The 23251-nt window shown below is 49.2% G+C and carries 19 protein-coding genes; 7 read left to right on the forward strand and 12 right to left on the reverse strand.

Annotation, left to right across the window (positions count from 1 at the left end; genetic code table 11):
• Nucleotides 1–13: 13 nt before the first annotated feature.
• Together EIH22_RS02060 and EIH22_RS02065 are read right to left on the reverse strand one after the other, a co-directional pair.
• Nucleotides 14–1084 (reverse strand): NAD-dependent epimerase/dehydratase family protein, encoded by a 1071-nt coding sequence (locus EIH22_RS02060; RefSeq protein WP_124054157.1) that lies wholly within the window; start codon nucleotides 1082–1084, stop codon nucleotides 14–16.
• 50 nt (nucleotides 1085–1134) lie between these two features.
• Entirely contained in the window at nucleotides 1135–2880 is a 1746-nt protein-coding gene (locus EIH22_RS02065) for a glycoside hydrolase family 25 protein (RefSeq protein WP_200829141.1), read from the reverse strand.
• 224 nt (nucleotides 2881–3104) lie between these two features.
• Here EIH22_RS02065 and rfbB point away from each other — a divergent pair, with 224 nt between their 5' ends.
• On the forward strand, nucleotides 3105–4097 hold the full coding sequence (rfbB, locus tag EIH22_RS02070; protein WP_124054158.1) for a dTDP-glucose 4,6-dehydratase: 993 nt from the start codon (nucleotides 3105–3107) through the stop codon (nucleotides 4095–4097).
• Nucleotides 4098–4240: 143 nt separating this feature from the next.
• On the opposite strand, the gene EIH22_RS02075 is transcribed toward rfbB, so the two are convergent.
• A complete protein-coding gene (locus tag EIH22_RS02075) occupies nucleotides 4241–5098 on the reverse strand; it encodes a glycosyltransferase family 2 protein (protein ID WP_124054159.1) in 858 nt (285 codons plus the stop codon).
• Between the two features lie 214 nt (nucleotides 5099–5312).
• Between EIH22_RS02075 and EIH22_RS02080 the strand changes: the two genes are divergently transcribed.
• Nucleotides 5313–6548: an LCP family protein gene (locus EIH22_RS02080; protein ID WP_124054160.1), complete on the forward strand. Its 1236-nt coding sequence runs from the start codon at nucleotides 5313–5315 to the stop codon at nucleotides 6546–6548.
• A 29-nt stretch (nucleotides 6549–6577) separates the two neighbouring features.
• The gene (locus EIH22_RS02085) at nucleotides 6578–7993 is read left to right on the forward strand and encodes an LCP family protein (protein ID WP_235001733.1); all 1416 of its coding nucleotides are present in this window, start codon (nucleotides 6578–6580) and stop codon (nucleotides 7991–7993) included.
• A 38-nt stretch (nucleotides 7994–8031) separates the two neighbouring features.
• On the opposite strand, the gene EIH22_RS02090 is transcribed toward EIH22_RS02085, so the two are convergent.
• The 3 genes from EIH22_RS02090 to EIH22_RS02100 all read right to left on the reverse strand — a co-directional run bounded on the left by EIH22_RS02090 (nucleotide 8032) and on the right by EIH22_RS02100 (nucleotide 11225).
• A complete protein-coding gene (locus EIH22_RS02090) occupies nucleotides 8032–9354 on the reverse strand; it encodes a sensor histidine kinase (protein WP_124054161.1) in 1323 nt (440 codons plus the stop codon).
• A 13-nt stretch (nucleotides 9355–9367) separates the two neighbouring features.
• Complete coding sequence (locus EIH22_RS02095; protein WP_124054162.1) at nucleotides 9368–10045, reverse strand: response regulator transcription factor; 678 nt, start codon at nucleotides 10043–10045, stop codon at nucleotides 9368–9370.
• A gap of 148 nt (nucleotides 10046–10193) precedes the next feature.
• Entirely contained in the window at nucleotides 10194–11225 is a 1032-nt protein-coding gene (locus tag EIH22_RS02100) for an adenylate/guanylate cyclase domain-containing protein (RefSeq protein WP_200829142.1), read from the reverse strand.
• 134 nt (nucleotides 11226–11359) lie between these two features.
• Between EIH22_RS02100 and EIH22_RS02105 the strand changes: the two genes are divergently transcribed.
• The 3 genes from EIH22_RS02105 to EIH22_RS02115 are packed head-to-tail and all read left to right on the forward strand — an operon-like array spanning nucleotide 11360 to nucleotide 14845.
• Nucleotides 11360–13030, forward strand: coding sequence for a DUF885 domain-containing protein (locus EIH22_RS02105; protein ID WP_124054164.1), 1671 nt, complete (start codon nucleotides 11360–11362; stop codon nucleotides 13028–13030).
• A complete protein-coding gene (locus tag EIH22_RS02110) occupies nucleotides 13027–13749 on the forward strand; it encodes a Maf family protein (protein ID WP_124054165.1) in 723 nt (240 codons plus the stop codon). The genes EIH22_RS02105 and EIH22_RS02110 overlap by 4 nt, the downstream gene beginning before the upstream one ends.
• A 55-nt stretch (nucleotides 13750–13804) precedes the next feature.
• Nucleotides 13805–14845 (forward strand): glycosyltransferase family 2 protein, encoded by a 1041-nt coding sequence (locus EIH22_RS02115; protein ID WP_124054166.1) that lies wholly within the window; start codon nucleotides 13805–13807, stop codon nucleotides 14843–14845.
• 105 nt (nucleotides 14846–14950) lie between these two features.
• Here the strand turns inward: EIH22_RS02115 and EIH22_RS02120 are convergent, their stop codons facing one another.
• The 6 genes from EIH22_RS02120 to typA form a co-directional block, all read right to left on the reverse strand.
• On the reverse strand, nucleotides 14951–16282 hold the full coding sequence (locus EIH22_RS02120; protein WP_124054167.1) for a citrate synthase: 1332 nt from the start codon (nucleotides 16280–16282) through the stop codon (nucleotides 14951–14953).
• 197 nt (nucleotides 16283–16479) lie between these two features.
• Nucleotides 16480–17619 carry a succinyldiaminopimelate transaminase gene (gene dapC / locus EIH22_RS02125; RefSeq protein ID WP_124054168.1) on the reverse strand — a complete coding sequence of 380 codons (1140 nt, stop codon included), beginning with the start codon at nucleotides 17617–17619 and terminating at the stop codon, nucleotides 16480–16482.
• Complete coding sequence (fdxA, locus tag EIH22_RS02130; RefSeq protein ID WP_124054169.1) at nucleotides 17619–17942, reverse strand: ferredoxin; 324 nt, start codon at nucleotides 17940–17942, stop codon at nucleotides 17619–17621. Before fdxA ends, dapC begins: the two co-directional genes overlap by 1 nt.
• Nucleotides 17943–18029: 87 nt before the next feature.
• Nucleotides 18030–19808, reverse strand: a complete 1779-nt coding sequence (locus EIH22_RS02135) for a VanW family protein (protein WP_124054170.1) — start codon at nucleotides 19806–19808, stop codon at nucleotides 18030–18032.
• A 91-nt stretch (nucleotides 19809–19899) separates the two neighbouring features.
• Nucleotides 19900–20352 carry a hypothetical protein gene (locus tag EIH22_RS02140; protein ID WP_124054171.1) on the reverse strand — a complete coding sequence of 151 codons (453 nt, stop codon included), beginning with the start codon at nucleotides 20350–20352 and terminating at the stop codon, nucleotides 19900–19902.
• Between the two features lie 33 nt (nucleotides 20353–20385).
• Nucleotides 20386–22311 (reverse strand): translational GTPase TypA, encoded by a 1926-nt coding sequence (gene typA / locus EIH22_RS02145; protein ID WP_124054172.1) that lies wholly within the window; start codon nucleotides 22309–22311, stop codon nucleotides 20386–20388.
• A gap of 265 nt (nucleotides 22312–22576) precedes the next feature.
• Here typA and EIH22_RS02150 point away from each other — a divergent pair, with 265 nt between their 5' ends.
• The gene (locus EIH22_RS02150) at nucleotides 22577–23233 is read left to right on the forward strand and encodes a hypothetical protein (RefSeq protein WP_124054173.1); all 657 of its coding nucleotides are present in this window, start codon (nucleotides 22577–22579) and stop codon (nucleotides 23231–23233) included.
• Nucleotides 23234–23251 lie beyond the last annotated feature (18 nt).

The raw sequence follows: 23251 nt of genomic DNA on the forward strand, positions 1-23251 counted from the left end.
TGTGTTGAGGACTTTAATCCGCATCAGAATCGATCCATCGAGCTAGACAGGCGAAACCATCCTTGACAGAAACCTGAGATTCAAAACCCAATAGTTCCTTTGCCAACAACGGATCTGCCCACGCATGACGAACGTCGCCATGGCGCCATTCCCCAGTAATATACGGTGCTGGCGATCCGTATATCTTGGAAATAATTTTTGCAGCTTCTAAAATTGAGGTTGAAGTGCCCGAACCTATATCTACCGGACACGGCAGAGCGTCAGAAGATTCAATCGCCGCAATACAAGCGTTTACAACGTCGTCAATATAAACAAAATCACGGAGAACTTTACCGTCTTCATATAACGGAATTGCTTCACCTGATCGCGCTTTGTTTGTAAAGAGCGACATAATTCCGGTGTATGGATTGCTCGGTGTTTGACCTGGTCCATAGACATTTTGAAGCCTTAGTATTGCTACCGTAGAGCCAAATGCATCACACCAAAGATGTAACAGGTCTTCTTGAGCACATTTTGTAACTCCGTAAACCGATTCAGGATGTCTTTCCACAATTTGTGAATTCATAGGAAGTGGCTCGGCATTTACGAAGTCCCAATTGCTCGCTTCAAACATCTGCCGAGAACGAATTCCCGGATAAAACTTTTGCCCCTTATACTCTCCCTTGGTGTAACACCACGCTCCTTCACCGTATACTGCACGCGAGGAGCAAAGAACGAATTTCTTGGGTACAGCACGATGCCTTTGAAGTGAGTCCAGCATCACCGAGGTACCGACAACATTTACCATCGTATGGCGTGTCGATTCGGTTAAGGATTGTCCGGTACCAGTTTCTGCAGCTAAATGGACAACCAAATCTGGGTGAACCTCATTTAACACTTCATCCCATACAGCAGGATCAGTAATATCGCCGACGATAAGGTCGACAGCAGGATCAAATCCGAATGCAGGTTCTCCTGTCGGATGCACTTGTGGATGCAGGTTATCGATTGCAACTACTTGCTTACAATTAGCAACTAAATATGAAGATAACGCTGCGCCAATAAACCCAGCACCTCCAGTAACAAGTGCGACTTCGTATTTCATTCTTCTACTATAACTTGTATGGTCTTTTTAAAGTAACTTGCTACTTTTGTTTACACCCCAAAGGCGTATGTCCGCGTCTCAGCCAACCTACCATCGGATGTGTAAACCTCGTAGTGAGTCCAGTACACGCCAGGAGTCGGTTTCCAGATTGACCACTGCCCAGAAAACTGTGCCACCCACTGCTGACGTCCATAATCAAAAATTTTGACCGAAAAACGCGCATTAGGGTTATTTGAGCTAATCCCCAAGAGCACACCGTCTTTGACGAAGCCCGCATAGGTGCCATTAATTGCCGTTGTTCCTGGAGTGTAGTTGAAAGGAATCGTTCGCTCACCCAGAATTTTTCCTGTGTTTTTATCACGTGCCTTAGCATGTAGCCAATAGACTCCTTTGTTATCTAGCCATGAAGCCCAGTTCGATGTTCCCCATGGCGACAAGGTTTTCCATGTCTTGGTATTCACATTGTAGGTTTGTATCAGGTACTGGACATCTGAGCTTGCATAATTAGGAAGAATAACACCCACATCAATGTGCTCTGGACGCATAATCCAGGTTGCCTGAAGTGGTTCGTTAAACTCCTTATTTCCGAAGGCATTGATATCAACGTTTCCAACAATTCCGGGAATTTGACCTTGGCTGTAATACTGCCAACCACGGAAGTTAGCTGGGTAAGCAAAACCTGGAGACTTTCCATAAACCGCAACCCAGTGAGTACGTTGATGGATACTTACGGCATTTAATGCAGTATTCAAGTAATAACGGTAGGAGTAGACGGACAGATTGTTGTACCCAGCGTTTTGAAGCTGCCACCACCAGTTATTAACGATCTGTTCATATACAGCAGGGTCGGTTGGTGGCGTATGCCCAGTCCATTGCCAGTTTTCAAGGTCGTAATAAACTGGATATGCCAAGTCTCCTGGCTGAACTCCAAGTTGGCGCAGTAGGCTAACGGTGCTCCACCCCTCCTCCGATGCCATGGATGGAGTGTCGGCATAAGAATAGAGATAGACGCCGAACGGGATGCCAAGCCTCTTAGCTTCTGAAATATTTCGTAACGCTTGGGAATCTGGTGGGTTTCCGGCTCCAAAACCAATACGAATGATCGCACCATCTACACCAGAAGCCTTAACCTGGTTCCAGTCAATGATTCCTTGGTGTTTTGAAACGTCAATCACACCTTTAGCTTGTTGAGCAAAGAGCGTTCCATATCCATCAAAGAAAGCTGGAGTATTGTTGTACCAGCCCCAGTAGACACCCGTTCCATTTCCTTGCAGCGCAGTGGGTTGGATTACTCCACCGGTTTTCGATACAACCGCAGGAACGCTTTCGAAAGTAGGAGTGTTGATTCCTAGCGCATTACTTACGCTGGATGTTCCAGACGTACCAGATGTATTTTTAGGGGTAGCCCCACCTTGCCCCATGGCAGCACGAACATCAGCAACGTCGACTGGAATAAACCTTTTACCATTTGTTCTATCAAGCGGATCAGGTGGCGTTGTTTTTGTTCCAACAATGGCGGGATCCGTAACGGTCTGCCCGGTTTCCACGTTCTTAACTTGACCACCGTCGACGACGGCAAGGTCAGGAGCAACCATGGTTGCATCATTAGGGATATCGTTGGCTACATTCTTAGGAAGTTTTTCTTTTGGATTTTCTGGAATACTCCCCTGCGCCTGAGGTGAGGGATCTGCCGCAACGATAGCGTCGTCCCCCACGGCGGGCGCTACCCAGGCTCCGGTCGCGATGCTAGTGACGATTAAAGACGCCACAAGGTTTTTTCGTTTGATAGTAAACATATTGTGATGCACTACGACCAAACACCTTCGGTACTAGGTATGGCCAGTAGCTTTCCTCCGTTACAAATTGAAATACAGGAAATATGCCCATATTTCTCGGCGTTCTTTAATTTCATTACCGTATATGTATCGTCGCCCAGTATAATTGGCATTATTGTGAAAGATAAGAGGTGTACGGCGTTTCGTTGGACACTAAATCCCTAAACCGATCACAGGAGAAAAGAATGAAAGTACTTGTCACCGGAGGCGCGGGCTTCATCGGCGCAAACTTTGTTCATACCACGGTAGAGACAATGCCTGATGCCGAAGTAGTTGTATTAGACAAGCTCACCTATGCTGGCAACGCTGAATCAATTTCTGGACTTGATCGTGTTGAACTTGTCCAAGGAGACATTGCTGACGCGGATACGATCGATCCGCTCGTAAAGGATGCGGACGTCGTCGTCCATTTTGCCGCCGAATCTCACAACGATAACTCGCTTCGTGACCCATGGCCTTTCATCTCAACGAACATCATCGGAACCTACCAGATCCTCGAAGCTGTGCGCCGCCACGGCACCCGCCTTCACCATATTTCAACCGACGAAGTCTACGGCGATCTTGAAATCGGCGAGGATCGTAAGTTCCAACCAGGTGACGCATACGTACCATCATCCCCATACTCATCGTCCAAGGCGTCGTCCGACCACTTGGTTCGTGCGTGGACGCGCTCCTTCGGCATCCCAGCTACCATTTCAAACTGTTCCAATAACTACGGTCCATACCAGCACATCGAGAAGTTCATTCCACGTACGGTCACGAATCTTATCGACGGTGTAAAGCCACGCGTTTACGGTACCGGTGAACAAATCCGCGACTGGATTCACGTTCTTGACCACAACACCGCAGTGTGGGACATCATCAACAAGGGCCGGATCGGCGAAACCTACCTCATTGGTGCCAATGGCGAAAAGACGAACCTTGAAGTTATCCAGCTCATCCTTGAAGAGTTCGGATACGATCCAAACGATTTCGAGCACGTAAACGATCGTCCTGGCCACGATCAACGTTACGCTATCGATAACACCAAGCTTGTTGAAGAACTTGGCTGGCAGCCTCACTACACCAACTTCAGCGATGGTCTCCATGACACCATTTCCTGGTACCGCGAGAATGAAGATTGGTGGCGTAGCCAGAAGGAAGCCGTTGAAGCGAAATACCGCGAAAACGGTCAATGATCTGAGTTCTACTAGCGCTTAGCAAACTCTGTGAGGGGTGGTTTGAGATTTTTAGTCTCAAACCACCCCTCAGGCAATAGTTCACACGTTTCAAGGCTATTAACAAAGGATTACGGTTTTCGGGCCTCGGTTATTCACCCTGTTTAGTGTTTCTTTCCCCTGGTCATAATTGCTTCACGAACCTTCAACCCCAGGCAGAGCAAAATCCTTAACGGCTGCTGGTAAGGTTTTGAATAGACCCATGACAGATATTCTCTCGCGGAATCGTGATGGGCGCGGATCATAGGTGCTGGACGGTCCCGCCAAGATTTTCCTTGATCGTGAATCACGATTGAATCCGGAACAAAAACCGATGTCCATCCATTCTGGAGCATCGCTTCTCCAAGCATTGTGTCTTCAAAGAACATGAAGAATCGATCATCAAACCCAGAAACATCATAGAAGGCGCTTGATCGAATCAACAGGCATGCGCCCGATAACCAGTCCACATTATGTGGAGTTGTGGTGTCTTCATTCGCTTGATATTTCCGTGAGAACGGATTGTTTTTCCAAAATGGTCCAAGAAGTGCATGTCCAGTTCCGGAAATTAACCGAGGGAAATGACGTGCTGAGGGATAAAGGTCGCCTTCCGGTGTAAGGATTTTGGGCCCGAAAACACCTGCTCTTGGGTGCTCCTCTGTAATTTCAAGCAGGTTAGCAATACTTGACTCAGTGAAAACGACGTCTGGATTGGCAACCATAATCCATTCGCCACCGAAATCCTTTGCCCCTAAATTTGCTGCACGACCATAGCCCAAATTTTCGTGCGGTTCGATAACTTTGCAAGGAAAGTTACTAGCTACCTCAGCAAGAACAGCAGAAGCATCACCGTTATTTACGATCACAAGCTCACCATCAAGGTCACCCAGTCTGGGATCTGTAAACGAGCGAAACAAACTCTCACAGAAGCTCTTTAATTCATCTCCTGGATTAAAAACGATCGTCACCACTCGTAATTTCACAATATGTCCTTTGATTCGCTTCGTGGATTTACTCGGCTCTGGTATATCTAACTTGAGCTGCGTTCCCACACGAACAAGGATATTAACCTTGTTCCGCCATTAGGAACAAGTATATAAGGAAAACCAAACCGCTCACCCCATGTGCCTCCAATGAAACGCGTTTCATACCGTAGGCTGACGCACTTGATCTAGATAACGAAGTAATATCTAATTCGTGAACAATACATCTCAGGAGCAAACCTCTATGCACCGCGCGCCAGCTCACCAGAAACGCCGCGGTAATGCTCGTAATGTTTTACGGGTATGTGGCTTGGTTTTTCTATCACTTGTGCTTTCGGGGACCTCTGCATTTGGCATGCTGGTTTACCGTCTTCAAGGAAACGTCCAACAGCATGATGTCAATTCGTTACTTGATGCCTCCGAGCGCCCAGAAGAAGCTACGCCACTAGATCAAAAAGCTGGTAAACCTCTTAATATTTTACTCCTGGGTTCAGACGTTCGAAGTGGCAAGTCAGATATCGACGGAAGTGGAAAATCTGGCAAGGTAGAAGGAATGCGTTCAGATACCACGATGCTTGTTCACGTTTCAGCAGACCGTAAACGAGTGGAAGTAGTCTCAATCCCTCGCGATACCCTCGTCCCTATTCCTTCCTGTACCTTGGATACTGGTAAAACTACCCGACCTCAATCGGAAGGAATGTTCAATTCCGCATTCCAAATCGGTGGAGCAAATGGCGATGTAAACTCCGCCGCTGCCTGCACCATTAAAACCGTCGAAGCTATGTCCGACGTTCTAATCGACGGCTATGTTGTGCTTGATTTTGCTTCATTCCAAGACGTTGTTAATACCTTGGGTGGAGTAGAAATGTGTTTCCAAACGAAGGTTGAAGATTCCTACTCTGGACTTAATCTCCCTGCAGGATGTCACAACCTCATGGGACTTGACGCTCTGGCCCTAGCTCGCGCACGTCACGGACTAGGCGATGGCTCCGACGTCTCCCGAATCGATCGTCAACAGGAACTGGTTGGAAAGATTGTTACCAAGATTCTTGGGATGAACCTCTTCACCGATCTTCCTAAGTTCTATCAACTTCTCACTGACGTAACGAAGAATATCCAGACTTCTAATGGTTTAGGGAACCTCAAGTGGCTCAGTGGATTCCTCTACTCTTTAAAGGACATAGACCGAACAAACGTCAAATTCATTACGATGCCGTATACACTTGCTGGTAATAGAGTTAAACCAACGACTCAGGCACAAGTACTTTGGGACTCTTTACGTAAAGACGTTCCGGTACCACCAAATGCCAGTGCTCCAACTCATCAGCAGAAGGAACTGGTTATTACACCGGATAGCACCGCACCGGCAGCTGGAACCACCCAGCAACCGGCAACGGATCCAAGCCACGCTCAGCAGCCCACTCAATCAACCCAAACAGAGAAGAAATAACCTAGTACAGGTAATTAGGATTACTCCGTATGACCGACGATTCATCGAAACAACCGCCGTCCTTTCAACCAAAAGCCAAAGGACGCCGACCGTCTGCCCATGGGGCGCGACGGGTTGGCACGGGGATGCAGCCGTCAGGGTGTACTCGCTCTGAGTCGGAAGTACCGTCTAAACCACCTGTACGTCAGGGGCCACCTGCTCCAATTCGCAGATCAGCGTTTCAGAGTTCGGGCTTGGGTCAAACCTCCCACGCTAGTAACAGCAACATTTCTAATCACAGGGACAATTGGAACTCACAGGAATTACCTCCGTCTTACCAGCCTGCGCGTACAGCCGAGTCCCTCCGCTCGGAGTCAACACCCGCACCTCGGGTTTACCCACCAAAGACACAGCAGAGCTCCCCGCATTCGCCGGACGAAGACCACAACGGAAGCAATACGCCACTTATTCCTACCGGTGGTGATCAGAATTCCACACAATCTCCACGCTCAAAGAAGATAACCGCGAAGAAAATCTTCGCAGGAATCGTCACAGCTTTACTGATTGTTGTAATCGCAATTGCAGGATGGGGCTACCATCTATACACCTACGGAAACGATAAGCTACAGCACCTCGATGCCCTTAGTGATAAAGCAGATACCTCTGGCGCTACCTATCTTCTTGTTGGTTCTGATAAACGTGGCGGATCGATTCAAGACGACACCGAAGGCCAACGTTCTGATACCGTAATGCTCTTCCATGTTCCTGAGCAAGGGAGCCCTTCGCTTATCTCACTTCCTCGTGATGCCTATGTAGCAATCCCAGGTCACGACAAGAACAAACTCAATGCTGCATATTCCCTTGGCGGCCCTAAGCTTTTAGTTGCCACGGTTGAAGAGCTCTCCGGCATGAAGGTTGACCATTACATCGAAGTCGGTATGGACGGAATCAAAAATCTTACTGATGCCGTCGGAGGAATTGAGCTGTGTTATGACAGCAACGTTGACGACCGGTGGTCCGGACTCCAATGGACCGCTGGCTGCCACCAGGCAGATGGTACAGTTGCTCTGGCGTTCTCACGAATGCGTAAAGCCGACCCCTTGGGCGACATCGGCCGTACCGCACGCCAACGTCAAGTCGTTCAAGCGCTCCTAGCAAAGGCAATATCCCAAGATGTAATATGGAGCCCTTCTAAACAGAAAGCTCTGGTTGGGGCCGCTGCTGATTCACTGACTGTAGATCAGAAGGACAACCTCTGGGATATCGGTATGGCCGGATTAGACCTGAAGAAAGTCATGGGCGAAGGTGGCTTGATCGGTGTTCCCCCAATCAAGAGCCTAAATTACCATCCTGGGCACGTTGGTTCAGCCGTACGTCTTGACGATGCGAAGCTCCCTGAGTTTTGGCAACGCGTCCAGTCTGGCACGATTACCCAAGAGGAACTAACGCCACATCCTGCTAGCTAAAATACCCTACCAACTGACGTTATCTATACCGTGTTTCCTCAACGACGACGACGACGCGCACCTACCGCGTGGATCGCGCCTTGTGGCAACAGACGATCAGGATCAAGCGATTGAGGCACAGTTCGCAACGTCAAGGTAAATTCCGCAGGACGCTGCGACGTGAGTTCGAGACGTCCGTCGTTGATCTTTGCAAGATCCTTAGCAACTGCCAAACCAATGCCAGTTGAACCACCTGCAGAAACACCCTTTAAGAAGATGTGCGGCACGAGGTCATCGCTAATACCTTCCCCGTCGTCGCGCACCTTGATCAGTACTACCCTACCATTCTTTGTGGCAGTAACCGTCGTGGTTCCTGCGCCATACTTAAGCGAGTTCTCGATCAAGGTAGCGAGGATCTGCGAAACCGAACCGCGGGTAGCGAGTACAACGGCATCGTCGCCAACATCGAATGCAAGCGTGCGCTTTGCCTTCTTGAACGGACGCTCCCATTCGTCACCTTGCTGGGTAAATACGTCGTGGAGCGCAATTGCCTCAAAGTTTCTACCACGATCGGAACTTGCGTTCGCCATCAGTTCATTGACGACGCCGCCCAAACGTTCAATCTGTTCGAGCGCTTTTTCCGTTTCTTCCTTGACTTCTGGATCCTCGGTCAAGTACTGAATTTCTTCAATGCGCATAGAGAGCGCCGTCAGTGGAGTGCGCAGCTGGTGAGCTGCATTTGCGGCGAACTGGCGTTCAGCAGCAATGCGCCCAGCGATTCGATCGGCGGTGCGTTCAAGCTCTTGATAAACAAGATCAATTTCCTCGATACCGCTGGGTTTGATTTGCGGACGAACTTGCCCTGCTCCAATCTGTTCTGCTGATGCCGCCATGTAGATCAATGGCGCGGAGAGCTTTCGAGATTGGCGCATTGCCATTAAGACGCCAATAATAAAAGCAGCCGTGATAAGCCCCACAGCACCAACAATCAATAGTGCGCTTCGAAGATAGATTGGTCCTTTTTCCACTGCAACAGTAACAATCGAACCTTGACGTGTTTCCTCCATCTTCCGAATCACGTCTGACATTGGAGCGATCGCATTTCGCGACTCTAGGCGAGTTCCGTCCGATTTTCGATACTGAATGAAGGCATCGTCAGGATCGGACATCTGCGCAAAAGATTCTATAAGGCTCTGTGAGATAACAACGCCTTCATTTTCACGTCGTTCGATAACCGAGCGCACCGTTTCTGCTCGCGCCGCAACAGCTTCTTCCGAGGCCTGCCAGATACTTGACACACCGAAAATAATCGCAGGAATACCAAGGAACAACACCGCTACAGCGACTGCAGCCGAGGTCATCTGAATCGCACGGCGCCTCATTTAGACCTCGAATCTAGATCTCGAAACGGAAACCCATTCCGCGAACAGTAGAGACGTAGTGAGGCGCATTGACGTCGTCGCCAAGCTTCCTGCGCAACCACGAAATATGCATATCAAGCTTCTTTGTAGAGGCATCCGCAGCGGATCCCCATACCAGACGCATAAGCTCTTCACGTGAAACAACGGAGCCCGCATGACTGATCAGCACTGTGAGTAGCTCAAATTCCTTAGCGGTAAGCTGAAGTTCACGACTTCCCGAGTACGCCCTATGGGCATCGACGTCCACCCTGATATCCTGGGCTATCAATTCGTCGGAGCTACGTCCATCCTGCACTGATCGGCGTAGGAGGGCACGAACGCGTGCCAGCAGCTCAGCCAACCGGAACGGCTTGGTAACGTAGTCATCAGCCCCAGCGTCAAGGCTCACAACCATATCAACTTCTTCAGAACGAGCAGTGAGGATAAGGATCGGGAAATCACGCCCCTCTTGACGCGCCTTACGGGCAACATCAAGCCCATCCATGTCCGGAAGACCAAGATCAAGCACGACCAAGTCAATTGGATTAATCATCTCGTTTAATGCCGCTTCGCCAGTAGCAACAGCGGTAACGTCATATCCTTCACGACCGAGCGCGCGAACAAGCGGACCCGAAATCGCGGAATCGTCTTCAACAAGTAACACCTTCGTCACGGCAGTTTCCAACTTTCTTTATTCTTGAATCGCACTTTTCTAGCCTTCTCTAGCACTATCCACTTTAGTAAAGATTCGTTCAAGAAAGCAAGAAATAGACAAAATTGAGGGGTGAGCAAAAAGTCTTTTAGATTAGGTTTACGCTTCGTCAATGAATCACTAACTGAGCTGCATCAATAGATCCAATTCCTTGAAGCTCTGGAATAGCGTACGGGGCAACTTCATACTTCTCTGAGTCTAATTGATGCAGGAATTCTCCGGTTTCATAATCTACAAGAATTCCATTCACGGGTGCGACGCTACATAGACGCGAAGCGAGATTAACCTTCGGACCAAAAACGTCACCAAATCGAGAAACCACGCCACCCCAAACCAAGGATGCACGCACGTCCGGCATAGTAGGAGTATCTTGAAGCGAACGCACAATATCGTCTACAACCGCAGCACCAGTGTGAAGGTCATCGGCAATATAGAGAACTGCGTCTCCCACCATCTTCACTACACGCGCTCCACGCATGGAAATAACGTCACGGCAAGTAAATTCAAAGGTTTGGATAAAATCAACCAAAGCATGTGGAGATAGCTCACCTGACCGATGCGTAAACGAAACCAAATCCACAAAACCAAAGGCACGCATTAGTTGCATTTCGTCTTTATTGCCGGTCTTACGGCGGTCTTCTAATTCAGTTTCTGAACGTCGAAGTAAGGCAGAAAGATGGCGCCTCCATGCATACTTCATCTGATAAACCAAGAATTCTTCATACTCATCAACCCGATCAAGCACCATATACCGAGCAGAGACTTCATCAATCCCGAAACGCCCTTCAAATTCCTCAACTAGCGCCTCGTGCTGCCACAGAACCATTCGGTCAGCCAAGTGAGACTGTGCCCTAATAAGTGAGTTAAGCGTATCGGCATCCGCTAGGTCAGAATTTTGCATATCAACGTGAGCGCGAATGACGTCCACGTCATATTCGGTGAAGAGTCTTTGATCAGGAGTGGTAATAGTCGGGAAACCCATTGACCTCCAGAACCGGCGCACGGTTTCGGTATCTACTTCAACAAGTTCAGCTACTTCACGAAGCGTGTACTTTGACGCACCACCAAGAAGCCGCGCAACATGTTGTTCAACTGTCGTCGGCATTTTCTCTGAAGAATTCTTACTTGTGGCGGGCGTCACAGGTACACTGTAGCAACTTTTTTGACAAAATAGGTAGTGATATCCCAAAAAGAATACAAACTGAGCAAAATTCTCAGTCTTACATGCCTCGTTGCACGTTTTCTCACTGTGAACTTACCTGTAGTCTTGTTCTTATGACGAAACGTAATCTTACCGCAATCGATCAGCTTGCCAACAGCTATATGCAGTCGTTGCTTGATATGACTCCTGAGCTTGTTACCGCACTTGGAATGCCAGGTGCAGATGAATCGAAATATTCAGACTTTTCTCCTGTCGGCAGTGAAACGATGGCAGATCTTAATAGGCGAACCCTTTCCGAGCTCGCTAAGCTCAACCCAGTTGACGACACAGACCGCGCCACTGCCGCCGCAATGAGGGATGAGTTGAACGTAAGGCTTGAGTACCACAATCTTGGCGAAGAAGGAGATCTCAACAATATCGCCACTCCTTTGCAAGGAGTAGCCGAGATCTTCGACAATATGCCTCAAGATTCCCTAGAGGACTGGAAACTCATCACCGCAAGGATGAGTAACACTTCCCAAGCTCTAGCAGGTTGGAAGAAGACTCTCAAAAAGCGGGCCGAAAGTGGTCCTCCACTTTCGATCCGTCAGATTGAACTATGTATCGACCAAGCTAAGAACACCGCATCGGAAAACTCAACTTTTGTAGATCTTGCCAACCGCGCTGCTAAGAAACATCCGGAAATCGCCGAGCGAATCAATGCCACAGCTAAGTCTGCACAGGCGGCCTACGCCGATCTTGCAGAGTTCCTTGCCGACGTCGTCGCACCTTTTGGCGTTGAACGCGACGCTTTCGGACGTGAACGCTACGCCCTTCGGTCATACGATTCCATTGGTGCCGCCGTGGATCTCGATGAAACTTACGAGTGGGGAAAGTCTGAATTGGACCGTATCATTGCGGAACAAAACGATATTTCACGTGAGCTCTATGGACCTGGCGTAAGCATCCGAGAAGCCATGGATCGCCTTAACAACGACCCTAGCCGCCAACTTCATTCATCGGAAGAGCTACGCGAATGGATGCAAGAAACTTCTGATCGAGCTTTGGATGCACTCTCGGGCACTCACTTTGACATCCCAGAACCACTGCGCAAACTCGAATGCATGATCGCGCCCTCTGGCACCGGAGCAATCTACTACACTGGCCCAACCGACGATTTCTCTCGTGGAGGCAGAATGTGGTGGGCAGTTCCGCACGGCACCGAAACTTTCACCACCTGGCAGGAAAAAACCACCGTGTACCATGAAGGAGTTCCCGGTCACCATCTTCAAATCGGTTACACCACGTACCTTAAAGATGAGCTCAACGATTGGCGTCGCCACGGTTGCTGGAAGTCTGGCCACGGCGAAGGCTGGGCGCTTTATGCCGAAGGTCTAATGGCTGAATTGGGATTCATGGAAGACCCAGGCGATCGCATGGGCGTACTGGATTCCGAGCGTCTGCGTGCAGCACGCGTGGTTCTAGATATTGGTGTGCACCTCGAAAAGCCTGCTCCAACGAAATATCAACACATTAACCCTACTTGGAATCGTGACGTCGCATGGGAGTTCCTCAAAGATAACGTTGCTATGGATCACTCGTTCCTGAGTTTCGAGCTTAACCGTTACTTAGGATGGGCCGGTCAGGCACCGTCTTACAAGGTTGGACATCGACTTTGGAAAGAAATGCGCGCAGAAGCAACTCAGCGTGAAGGGTCTGCTTTCGATCTCAAGGCTTGGCATACGAAAGCTCTCAGGCTTGGATCACTCGGTTTGGACGTTATGCGTGAGGAATTAGCTTCATGAAAACCATCCTATTAGCATCGGCATCTCCCGCTCGGAAGCAAACACTTCTCAACGCAGGGATCTCCCCTAGCGTCGCGGTATCCAACGTCGATGAAGATTTTTTACTCGCTGAGTTAAAGAAATCTTACGGGCTGTCTGAAAGTGAGCCACCTGCATCGGACCAGGTACAGCTCCTGGCACAGGCAAAAGCGTCCGAGGTATACGCTCGGCTCGCCGAAGCAGCATTAAGGGAGGAACCCGCCCAGATTTCTCTCGATTCTTTCGCTACGCATAACGAAAATAACCCGCTAGGTACCACGCTTCCAACCGTCGTCATAGGGTGTGACTCAATGCTCTTAATGAACGGCGCAGTGGTCGGAAAGCCACATTCACCACAGGTAGCTCGAGCACGACTGCGTGAAATGAGCGGGCGATGGGGTGATCTCTATACTGGCCACTGCGTTATCGACACAGCAACCGGCACCAGCGCCGAAGGCGTATCAGTTGCAAGGGTTCATATTGCGGAACTTAGCAACGCCGAAATCGACGCCTATGTTGCCAGTGGTGAACCGCTTCACGTGGCTGGCTCATTCACCGTTGACGGGCTAGGTGGTCCGTTCGTGGAGAAAATCGAAGGTGATTACCATGGCGTGGTCGGAATCTCGCTTCCGTTGGTTCGTAACCTTTTAACAGAACTCGGACACTCAATCCAAGAGTTTTGGAACAAATCAGATTTATAAATCACCTCAATAGCCCTAGAATAAAATCCAATCCATCTTTCGAAAGGATCTTCTCATGGCCCCTCGCGTCTCGGTGATTATGAGGACTCAGAACCGGCCAATGCTTCTTTCTCGTGCACTCAAATCGGTTTCCGATCAAGAATTTACTGATTACGAACTAATCGTCGTGAATGATGCCGGTGATCCGGCATCCGTCGAGCAGTGTGTTTCCGAAATACCCGAGCCAGCACGTGCACGAATCCGCATCATTCATCGCGAAAAAGCAACAGGCATGGAGGCGGCAAGTAACGCTGCATTGGCTCAGACTAAAGGTGATTACGTAGCTATTCACGACGATGACGATTCTTGGGATTCAAAGTTTCTAACACGTTGTGTTGAATTTCTTGATGCTCACCCTGATCACGTAGGCGTAGCGGTTCGGTGCGACGTCATCAAAGAAAATATCAACGACGACGGTACCATCACCGAAGTTGGACGCGAAATTCTTGACGTTGATCGATCTTGGTGGACTCTTACTGACACTCTGGTGGCAAGCTATAGTCCGCCTATTGCCCAGGTCGTCCGAAAGGACCTCGCAATCAAGCTCGGCGGTTGGAATGAATGTATGAAAACTCAGGGCGACTGGGATTTCTCGATTCGCTTACTTGCCCAAGGACCTGCAGGCTTTATTGACGGAGAACCTCTTGCTCACTGGCATCACCGCCAAAGTGCAAAAGGCAACCTAGGGAATTCAATCTTTGTTGCTTCTGATGATCACGTCTCCGCCAATCTTCTTGCACGCGATCGTTACATTCGTGATGCAATCAAGGTTGATGAGGCAACATCCAAGCTCGGTGAAGTCGTACAGGTAGCCGAATACTACAAACGCCTATACGAGGCTCTTCACCAACAGGTAGATTCGCTTCACACTGCTCTCTACCAGGCACACGCGGATTTACGGCAAACCATAGAGAAGTCAACGGTTCAAATTGAACAACTTCGTCAAGAGATCACGAATCTTCATGAGGATGTGCGTGAATTGGCTAGCCGTAAGACTCCCACGCAGGAATTTATCGATCGTGCCAAAGCTAAAGTTGGTATCCATGGCAGTAGGTGACGCAAATTAATGCATAAAACCTACTCATTCGACTGTAACTAAAGGGCGCGGGTGACTTGTGAAAAATGCTGACAAGTCACCCGCACTTTTAGTTCAGTATCGGATTTAGACGTGGCTATCGCCGAATTCTCCGAACTTGCGGTTTTGTTTTTGGCGTTCGCTCATGGGAACCCAATCGCGTTCCGATGCACCGATATAAACCTGGCGTGGGCGACCGATCTTCTGGTTTGGATCTAGGATCAACTCACGATACTGAGCGATCCACCCCGGCAGGCGTCCCAATGCAAAGAGTGGGGTAAACATCTTGGTTGGGAAGCCCATCGCCTTGTAGATCAAACCAGTGTAGAAGTCTACATTTGGATAGAGGCTACGCTCTACGAAGTAATCGTCTTCAAGGGCTACCTGCTCGAGCTCACGCGCCATGTCGAAGAGTTCCGAATCGCCATGGAGGCGGTCGAGGATATCGTCTGCCAGACCTTTTACGATCTTTGCACGAGGATCGTAGTTCTTGTAGACGCGGTGACCAAATCCCATCAGCTTGACGTCGTTTTGCTTGTCCTTGACCTGCTTAACGAAGCTAGGAATATCTAGTTCTTGCTCACGAATCTGCCACAGCATATTCAATACTGCTTCGTTAGCACCGCCGTGAAGTGGCCCGGAGAGAGCCCCCACACCTGCAGCAACCGAGGCGTACATATTTGCTTGCGAAGATCCAACCAAGCGAACAGTCGATGTTGAACAGTTTTGTTCGTGATCTGCATGCAGGATAAAGAGCTTATCCAATGCATTTACGATCGTCGGGTCAACGTCGTGAGTCTGATATGGAAGTCCGAATGTCATTCGGATGAAATCCTCCGTGTAAGATTTCGATGCATCTGGATACAGCAATGGTAATCCCGTAGCTCGCTTCGATGCATAGGCGATCATCGTCGGAACTTTAGCCAAGAGCAGTACCGATGCCAGATCACGCTGGTATTCGTCATGAGGATCAAGAGTATCTTCGTAATACGTTCCAAGACCAGCAATTCCTGCTTGAAGAATGGACATAGGATGCCCGTGCGATGGGAACGCTGTAAAGAAGGACTTGAAGTCTTCATGTAGAAGTGTATGACGCTTGATTCTGTGAATAAATGCTGCAAGCGAGGTGGCATCTGGTAACTCTCCATAAATGAGCAAGTAGGCAACTTCTAAGAAAGAACAGTTAGCTGCGAGCTGTTCGATTGGATAACCGCGATAGCGGAGGATGCCTTGCCCGCCATCAATGTAAGTAATTTCCGATTCACACGAAGCCGTATTTGTAAAGCCTGGGTCGAGGGTCACGCTTCCAGTTTCACTCAACATCTGGCCAATTTTGAAGCCATCGTTGCCTTCCACTGCACGCACGCGCTCTAGGTCAAGTGTTTTTCCATCGATACTGAGTTTCGCGTTTTCTGCCATTTCATCTCCTTTTCGTTTCACAGACCCCGAAAATTGGGACCGTTCACCAACGAACGCACTGTGTAACGTGTGCTACAAATCGAGACTACCCGAAATGATTACAAAACACCCTATGATTTCTCGATATCGAGATGATTTCTATTCAGAAATTACCGAGAGCGAAATTTTTGTCAAAGTTGTGTGACGCATTTCAGCCATCAGTAGTTGATTCGTTCAAGTACCATGCCAAATTGTTTTATGCGCCGAGCCGCCTCATCAATGTCGGTGTCAGATGCGGTCAGTGAGATACGGACACGTTGATTACCAGACTCACCATAGAAAGTTCCGGGGGCAACAACAATTCCAAGTTCGGCGAAAGCGTGAGTTAACGTCCAAGCATCGAAACCTGCCGGATGACCAGCCCAAAGATACAGCCCCGCCACCGAACACGGATCGTTTTGCAATCCTGCTTCAGTAAGTGCCGCCAGCAGTTTTTCACGACGACACCGGTACAGCTCTTTTTGAAAGACAACATGTTGACGGTCTCCAAGCGCAGCGATCATGGCGTTCTGCACTGGACCTGGCATGATAAAGCCTGCATGTTTACGAAGTTCTGTGACTGGACCTAATAGGTTAGGATCACCAGCTACAAATGCCGCCCGGTAGCCTGCTATATTCGATTCTTTTGAAAGAGAATATAAAACGATCAGTCCGCTGGGGTCACCACCGCATACCTCATCATTGAGAACTGAAGGAGCTTCAGAAACATCCCATGTCAATGACGCATAGCATTCATCGGATGCCACAATAACGTCTTTTGATCGCGCCCAATTAATGATGCGTTTAAGTTGTTGACGGTCAAGAACGTGTCCATCTGGATTCCCAGGAGAGTTCAACCAAAGTAAGTCAATATCCGCTGGCCACATATTAGGATCGGTATCAGTGTCAATCGTGACTGTACCTGCACCAGCCAGTTTGGCACCGACGTCGTACGTGGGATAGGCACACAACGGGAACGCAACCTTGTGTGTTGAGTCCAAACCCAACATTGCAGGCAGAAGGGCAATCATTTCCTTTGAGCCAAGCGTCGGCAAAATGGCTACCTCTGAGCTGATCCCCCGCTCAGTTTGCAACCACTGCGAAATAGAATCTATTAGTTGTTTCGAGCCCATATTCGGCGGGTAACCGTGAGCATTTGCCGAGTTCAGCAATGCATTCTGCACAACTTCGGGAACATCATCTACCGGAGTACCAATCGTTAAATCAACCACCCCACCCGGATATAAAGCGGCGCGCTTCCGATCTGGAACAAGAGTGTCCCAAGGAAAATCCGGAAGCGCGCTACTAAATAAAGCCATCAGTTCTGATTCTGTGGAGGAAGTTTGGCAATGATCGGGTGGTCGCGGTTAATGACGCCAAGCTTAGCAGCGCCACCTGGTGAGCCAAGATCATCGAAGAATTCGACGTTTGCTTTGTAGTAGTCCGACCACTCATCTGGGAGATCATCTTCGTAATAGATCGCCTCTACGGGACATACTGGTTCACATGCACCACAGTCGACACACTCGTCTGGATGAATATATAACGTACGTTCACCTTCATAAATGCAATCAACTGGGCATTCGTCTACACACGCCCGGTCTTTAAAATCAACACACGGCTGCGCGATAATGTACGTCACGTCGTCTCCAATTCTTTAAGAATTCTTGAATTTCTTTACTTCAAGTATCGTCGTTTTTCTCGGTTCATGCCAATATTAGGACGCAAATCATTGGCATACAGATCCATTTTGAGGATTGTAATGCCACGTCAGCTTCGAATCCTCATGTACATCCCCCTGCAAACTTACTTTACGTCCAACCGTAATGGTAAAACCAGGGTTTCCGGGCCCATACGGAGTACAGTCTTTCTTAGTATTAATTTCGTCCTTGGCAGGAACGATATTTTGGCGCGGACCGCTCCAAATCTGTACGTCCCAATGTTTGGTAGACCATAGCTTCGTAACGAGCTGTCCGCCTGAAACATAGGAATCTACCACTGCACCATAGGGTGTATTATTCTTCCAGATCATATTGACTTGGCCAGACCATAGGGTTGATTCCATCCCCGCAGGATAGCGTGAGTAATACTGGGTGTGCGGGCGATGCTCAACGTCAACCATTCCAGCACGGTAGCCAACATTAAAAGTGTTGGTAGAAAGCTGCGAAAGTCCACCGCCAACAGCTTCGGAACCAAAACCATCGAGTAATACACCAGAGCTTACAAAACCGTTTTCAGTGGTAATCGGACTCAACAGCTTCTCAAGGTTGAACTCCTCTCCAGGTTTAATAACCTGGTTCGAGACTTTACCCGAGCCTACCTTCAAGTTGGTTGTACGTACGGCATCCGACGTAATCGGGGTGGAGATTTCAGAAACAACTTCCTTAATTCCCATCTTCTGCGCTGCTTCGGTTGTAAATTCTGGTTCGCCGTTTATTACTTCCGGTTTCAACGTGCGATCGCTCTGAGTGCCAATTGCAAGTAAGTCTGTTGAGAGCTTATCCATATTCACGACTTCACCGGGCTGGGACGGAATAATCGTAGGCGTGGTGTGATTGACGATCTCAATTCGAGCGTCTACCGGATCTTTCAGAAGTCCACCAGACTTTCCACGCAGCGTCTCTTTGAAAACCTGTTGATTTGCAGTAACGCTAAGTTTGCCATCCTTTGCTTCAAAATTTAGGAATGTACCTAGGTCAGCTGGCTCAAGCGTGATCACTTTTTCACGTAGCATAACCGAAACCGGTTTCGAAATTATCGGCTTTACCGACTCCTTGACGAAAGCTGCCATCTTCTCGTTCGTCACCTGCGGAGCCGCAGTTTTGCTTGGGAGCGTAAGCTCTTTCGAGCCATTAAACCAATTTTCTTTGAGGTACGACGACGCTTGGGCAAGGTCGATCTGCACGCCGTCCTTTGCCTGTGTAGTAACGACGTCTGCCTTCGCTTTATCGAAACTGATCGTCGGTTCTACTGGATCACTCGAAAGCTCTTTAACTTTTGGTTCTAAAGCAGCTTTAAGTCTCGCTTCATCGACCTTTGCCACCGCCGTCGTCGTTGCACCGCCACCAAAGTGAGCGAAAATGCGAGCTGGGTTGAGGGAGAAACCGACTAGCTGATTGAGGGACGCGTCTGGGTCAATCTGCAACGCGGCATCCGTCGGGTTGAAAGGAACAGGTTTAGAGGCGTTCTTAGCACTAAGGGATTTTGGTTGTTCGGTTTGAGACTTCAACCCCTCAGAAATCTTGCTCGCAGCTTCGTCTTTAGTAAGTCCCCCAACTGGAATACCAGATACTTGTGTATTCGATGGAATTCGTTCACCTAGATAAAAGGCAAGTCCGATATAGGCAAGAACCAGGACTAAAAGTGTGCCGATCCCACCAAAAAGCCAGCGTCGTTGCGCTCGGGTTTTACTCCGTTTCTGGGCGTTTAATTCTCCGGTGCGCTCAGCATCCCAATTCCAATAGCTTCCAGAGTTGTTGGGTTCTGTAGGTTCTTTTCCTTGAGACACTGCGTTCCTTCCCTCTTAACTGCTCGGTACGAGCATCTCTTATGCGTCAGACCCCACATTTCGTGCGAGGAGACCACACGTTTTCCTCATCTTAAAGCGTCGGCTGATTTTCTTCCGAGTAATTTTCGAGATTTTCTCGATCTGTTGCAGATTCGTTATCGGACACGATTGTCAATTGGTTTGTCTTCGCGTGGGAGCGTCGTGATGCCACATCCAGCCCAATCATCGTTAAAACAGAAACGACGACGGAGCCGAGGATCCATGCGTGCGCACGGTAGTCTTGCGCAAGTGCAAGTACATCGTTGCTAGTGCGAAGAAAGAAAACTGCAATAGTAACGAAGCACATCGTCAGAGCGAAGCTAAACGAAGAAAGAAACTTGCCAATTTCATAGGAGAACCATGTTCCAGCCGCAACAAGCGCTGCAGCCAGAACAAGACCTAACCATGGAAGATTGACCGGACCAGCTTGAACGACAGCTCCAACAAGCGAAGTGAGCGCGCCAAGGAAACCCCCGAGGAGAACCTTAGCAACGGTTTTCTTCATGACCATTGATCCTTATCATCGAGGGGCTAAAACTTAGGAGCGAGCAGCACGCTTACGACGTGCAGCTTCACGCTGTCGATCCGAGGTATTGAGGATTACCTTGCGGATACGGACGGTTTCAGGAGTAACTTCGATGCATTCGTCGTCAGCCGCGAATTCGATGGATTCTTCCAAGGTAAGCTGACGGCTAGCTTGGAGAGTTTCGAACACGTCCGCGGTCGCCGAACGCATATTCGTCATTTCTTTCGCCTTGACGACGTTCACTTCCATATCTTCATTGCGTGGGTTTTCACCAACAACTTGCCCTTCATAGGTTTCGTCGCCAGGAACCACGAAGAAGGTTCCACGATCTTCAAGACGTTGCAACGAGAACGCAGTGATCTGACCAGAGCGATCAGAAACCAAAGATCCGGTGGTGCGGGATTCGATGTCCCCTGCCCACGGCTGGTAACCCTCAGAGATCGACGCAGCGATTCCAGTTCCACGAGTTTGAGTCAGGAACTGAGTACGGAAACCGATCATTCCTCGCGAAGGAAGGAGGAATTCCATGCGAACCCAACCGGTACCGTGATTGGACATCGTGGTCATCTGTCCTTTTCGAGCTGCCATGAGCTGAGTAACTGCACCGAGATATTCTTCTGGAACATCGATAGTTGCGCGCTCCCATGGCTCGTAAATCTTGCCATCAATAATCTTCTTAACAACCTGTGGCTTTCCAACTGTAAGCTCGAAACCTTCACGGCGCATTGTCTCAACCAAAATCGCGAGCGCAAGTTCGCCACGGTCTTGGACTTCCCAAGCATCCGGACGATCGGTAGGCAGAACGCGAATCGAAACGTTTCCAATAAGTTCTTGAGTCAAACGATCACGTACCTGGCGTGCAGTGAGTTTGTGCCCCTTAACTTTGCCGGCGAGTGGAGAGGTGTTGATTCCGATCGTCATCGAGATCGCAGGATCATCAACGTGGATTCGCGGCATCGGCAGTGGATTTTCAACATCAACGAGCGTTTCACCAATCGTGATGTTCGGAATTCCTGCGATAGCAACGATGTCTCCCGGTCCTGCTGATTCAGCTGGTAAACGCTCCAAGCCTTCGGTGCGCAAAAGCTCGGTAACGTGTACGCGCTCCAAAGCCGAGTCTGGGCCGTCCATTAAACCAACCCAAGAATTCTTCTTCAATTCACCAGAGTAGATACGAACCAGCGCCAAACGACCCAAGAAAGGTGAGGCGTCAAGGTTCGTCACCTGAGCGACGAGCGGTGCTTCTTCGTCATAAGAAGGAGCTGGAATATATTCCAAAATCGCACGGAACAGTGGCTCCAAGTTAGGATTGGCTGGAAGTTCACCGTCAGCAGGCTGCTCGGTATCTGCATGGCCCGCCTTCGCAGCTGCGAAGATGGTTGGGATCTCGAGGATGCGATCAAGATCAAGTCCATCGGTATCTTCAATATCCGCTGCGAGGTTCAAAAGTAGATCTTGAGTTTCGGAAACGACTTCATCAATCCGAGCATCCCGACGATCAACCTTGTTGATGACTGGGATAACCGGGAGGTTAGCTTCAAGCGCCTTACGCAATACGAAGCGAGTCTGAGGAAGTGGTCCTTCAGATGCATCCACCAACAACACAACACCGTCCACCATGGACAATCCGCGTTCAACTTCGCCGGAGAAATCCGCGTGTCCCGGGGTGTCGATAACGTTAATGACTACACCTTCAGGCGCACCGAAGTCAGCTGCCGACGGTCCGGTATAGGTAATCGCTGTGTTCTTTGCAAGAATCGTAATTCCCTTTTCGCGTTCCAGATCGCCTGAATCCATAACGCGTTCACCGGTCTTTTCAACGGTTGCACGCTGATCAAATGCTCCACCTTGCCAGAGCATGGCATCCACCAAAGTGGTCTTTCCGTGGTCAACGTGGGCTACGATGGCAACATTTCGCAGGTCGCTGCGTACGGTCATAAGCGTTTTCTCATTTCTTTGAAGCTTGCGCATCAAGTTATCTCGAAGCTTTCCTTTGAATCGTGAAGCTTTTTCTTGTGAAGCCTTGAGGCACTTCAAAACAAGATTCCGAAAGCGGTGCGCAAAGTGCCAGCGTGGAAATCCTACGCTGTTCTAGTTGTTTGCTACCAGATAAAGGACCTAAGTGCGAGCGAAAGAACACTGATGAACCGATCACTTTCTCACGAACTTTACCCTCACTCAATAAATTTGGAACAATCATCCTATGACGTATGTTTTGCGAGGAAAAGGCACCCGCCTTTACGGATTTGCTTTGATCATTCTTGCGGTGGTTATCATCGCTGGTTCTACTATTAACGGTGGCTGGCGAGAAGGGCTTTTTGCCCTGCCACTTTCCACCACAGTCACTGCGGTTGCTTGGCTCGCCTATTTCAATCCACGTTTAGCCGTTACGAATCTTAGCTCTCAGGAGAGCACTACCCCCACTGCTAACGGCACCTCCGCTGGATTGTATATCGTTAACCCTGCCCGTACCTTTGTTGTTCCCTGGAACGACCTTGATTACGTTGAAAACCGTTGGGGAATGGTTGTTCACACCGTTTCGGGCAAAACAATCCATGTTTGGGCGATCCCTTCCCGTGCCGGCATCTTCGAAAACTCAGTCCGAGAATCAAAGGTCGTAGAATCCGACGTCGACTGGAATGCTGACGCCAGTTCTTACGTTCCCTTGATCGTTTCCGTTCGCCGTGCAATTTTGATCGTTGAAAGCCAGCATGCCCGGTTAAAGAGTGCGCTTAAGAAGCACACGAATCAACGTCGTGCACTGGATCCCATTGATCCAACCACTACCACTTCGTTCAATGTTCTTCCACTAGCCTTTTTATTAGTTTCGCTCGCATCGGCGATCTATATGTGGCTCTGACCTGGTGCATCGAAAGCT

Origin of the sequence: Arcanobacterium ihumii, from assembly GCF_900604515.1 — a bacterium.
Taxonomy (GTDB): Bacteria; Actinomycetota; Actinomycetes; order Actinomycetales; family Actinomycetaceae; genus Arcanobacterium_A; species Arcanobacterium_A ihumii.

Excerpts from the sequence above, each read along its gene's own strand:
- EIH22_RS02060 (WP_124054157.1), bottom strand. The coding sequence starts at position 1,084 with ATGAAATACGAAGTCGCACTTGTTACTGGAGGTGCTGGGTTTATTGGC.
- EIH22_RS02065 (WP_200829141.1), bottom strand. The coding sequence starts at position 2,880 with ATGTTTACTATCAAACGAAAAAACCTTGTGGCGTCTTTAATCGTCACT.
- rfbB (WP_124054158.1), top strand. The coding sequence starts at position 3,105 with ATGAAAGTACTTGTCACCGGAGGCGCGGGCTTCATCGGCGCAAACTTT.
- EIH22_RS02085 (WP_235001733.1), top strand. The coding sequence starts at position 6,578 with ATGACCGACGATTCATCGAAACAACCGCCGTCCTTTCAACCAAAAGCC.
- EIH22_RS02090 (WP_124054161.1), bottom strand. The coding sequence starts at position 9,354 with ATGAGGCGCCGTGCGATTCAGATGACCTCGGCTGCAGTCGCTGTAGCG.
- EIH22_RS02105 (WP_124054164.1), top strand. The coding sequence starts at position 11,360 with ATGACGAAACGTAATCTTACCGCAATCGATCAGCTTGCCAACAGCTAT.
- EIH22_RS02110 (WP_124054165.1), top strand. The coding sequence starts at position 13,027 with ATGAAAACCATCCTATTAGCATCGGCATCTCCCGCTCGGAAGCAAACA.
- EIH22_RS02115 (WP_124054166.1), top strand. The coding sequence starts at position 13,805 with ATGGCCCCTCGCGTCTCGGTGATTATGAGGACTCAGAACCGGCCAATG.
- EIH22_RS02120 (WP_124054167.1), bottom strand. The coding sequence starts at position 16,282 with ATGGCAGAAAACGCGAAACTCAGTATCGATGGAAAAACACTTGACCTA.
- dapC (WP_124054168.1), bottom strand. The coding sequence starts at position 17,619 with ATGGCTTTATTTAGTAGCGCGCTTCCGGATTTTCCTTGGGACACTCTT.
- EIH22_RS02140 (WP_124054171.1), bottom strand. The coding sequence starts at position 20,352 with ATGAAGAAAACCGTTGCTAAGGTTCTCCTCGGGGGTTTCCTTGGCGCG.
- typA (WP_124054172.1), bottom strand. The coding sequence starts at position 22,311 with ATGACCGTACGCAGCGACCTGCGAAATGTTGCCATCGTAGCCCACGTT.
- EIH22_RS02150 (WP_124054173.1), top strand. The coding sequence starts at position 22,577 with ATGACGTATGTTTTGCGAGGAAAAGGCACCCGCCTTTACGGATTTGCT.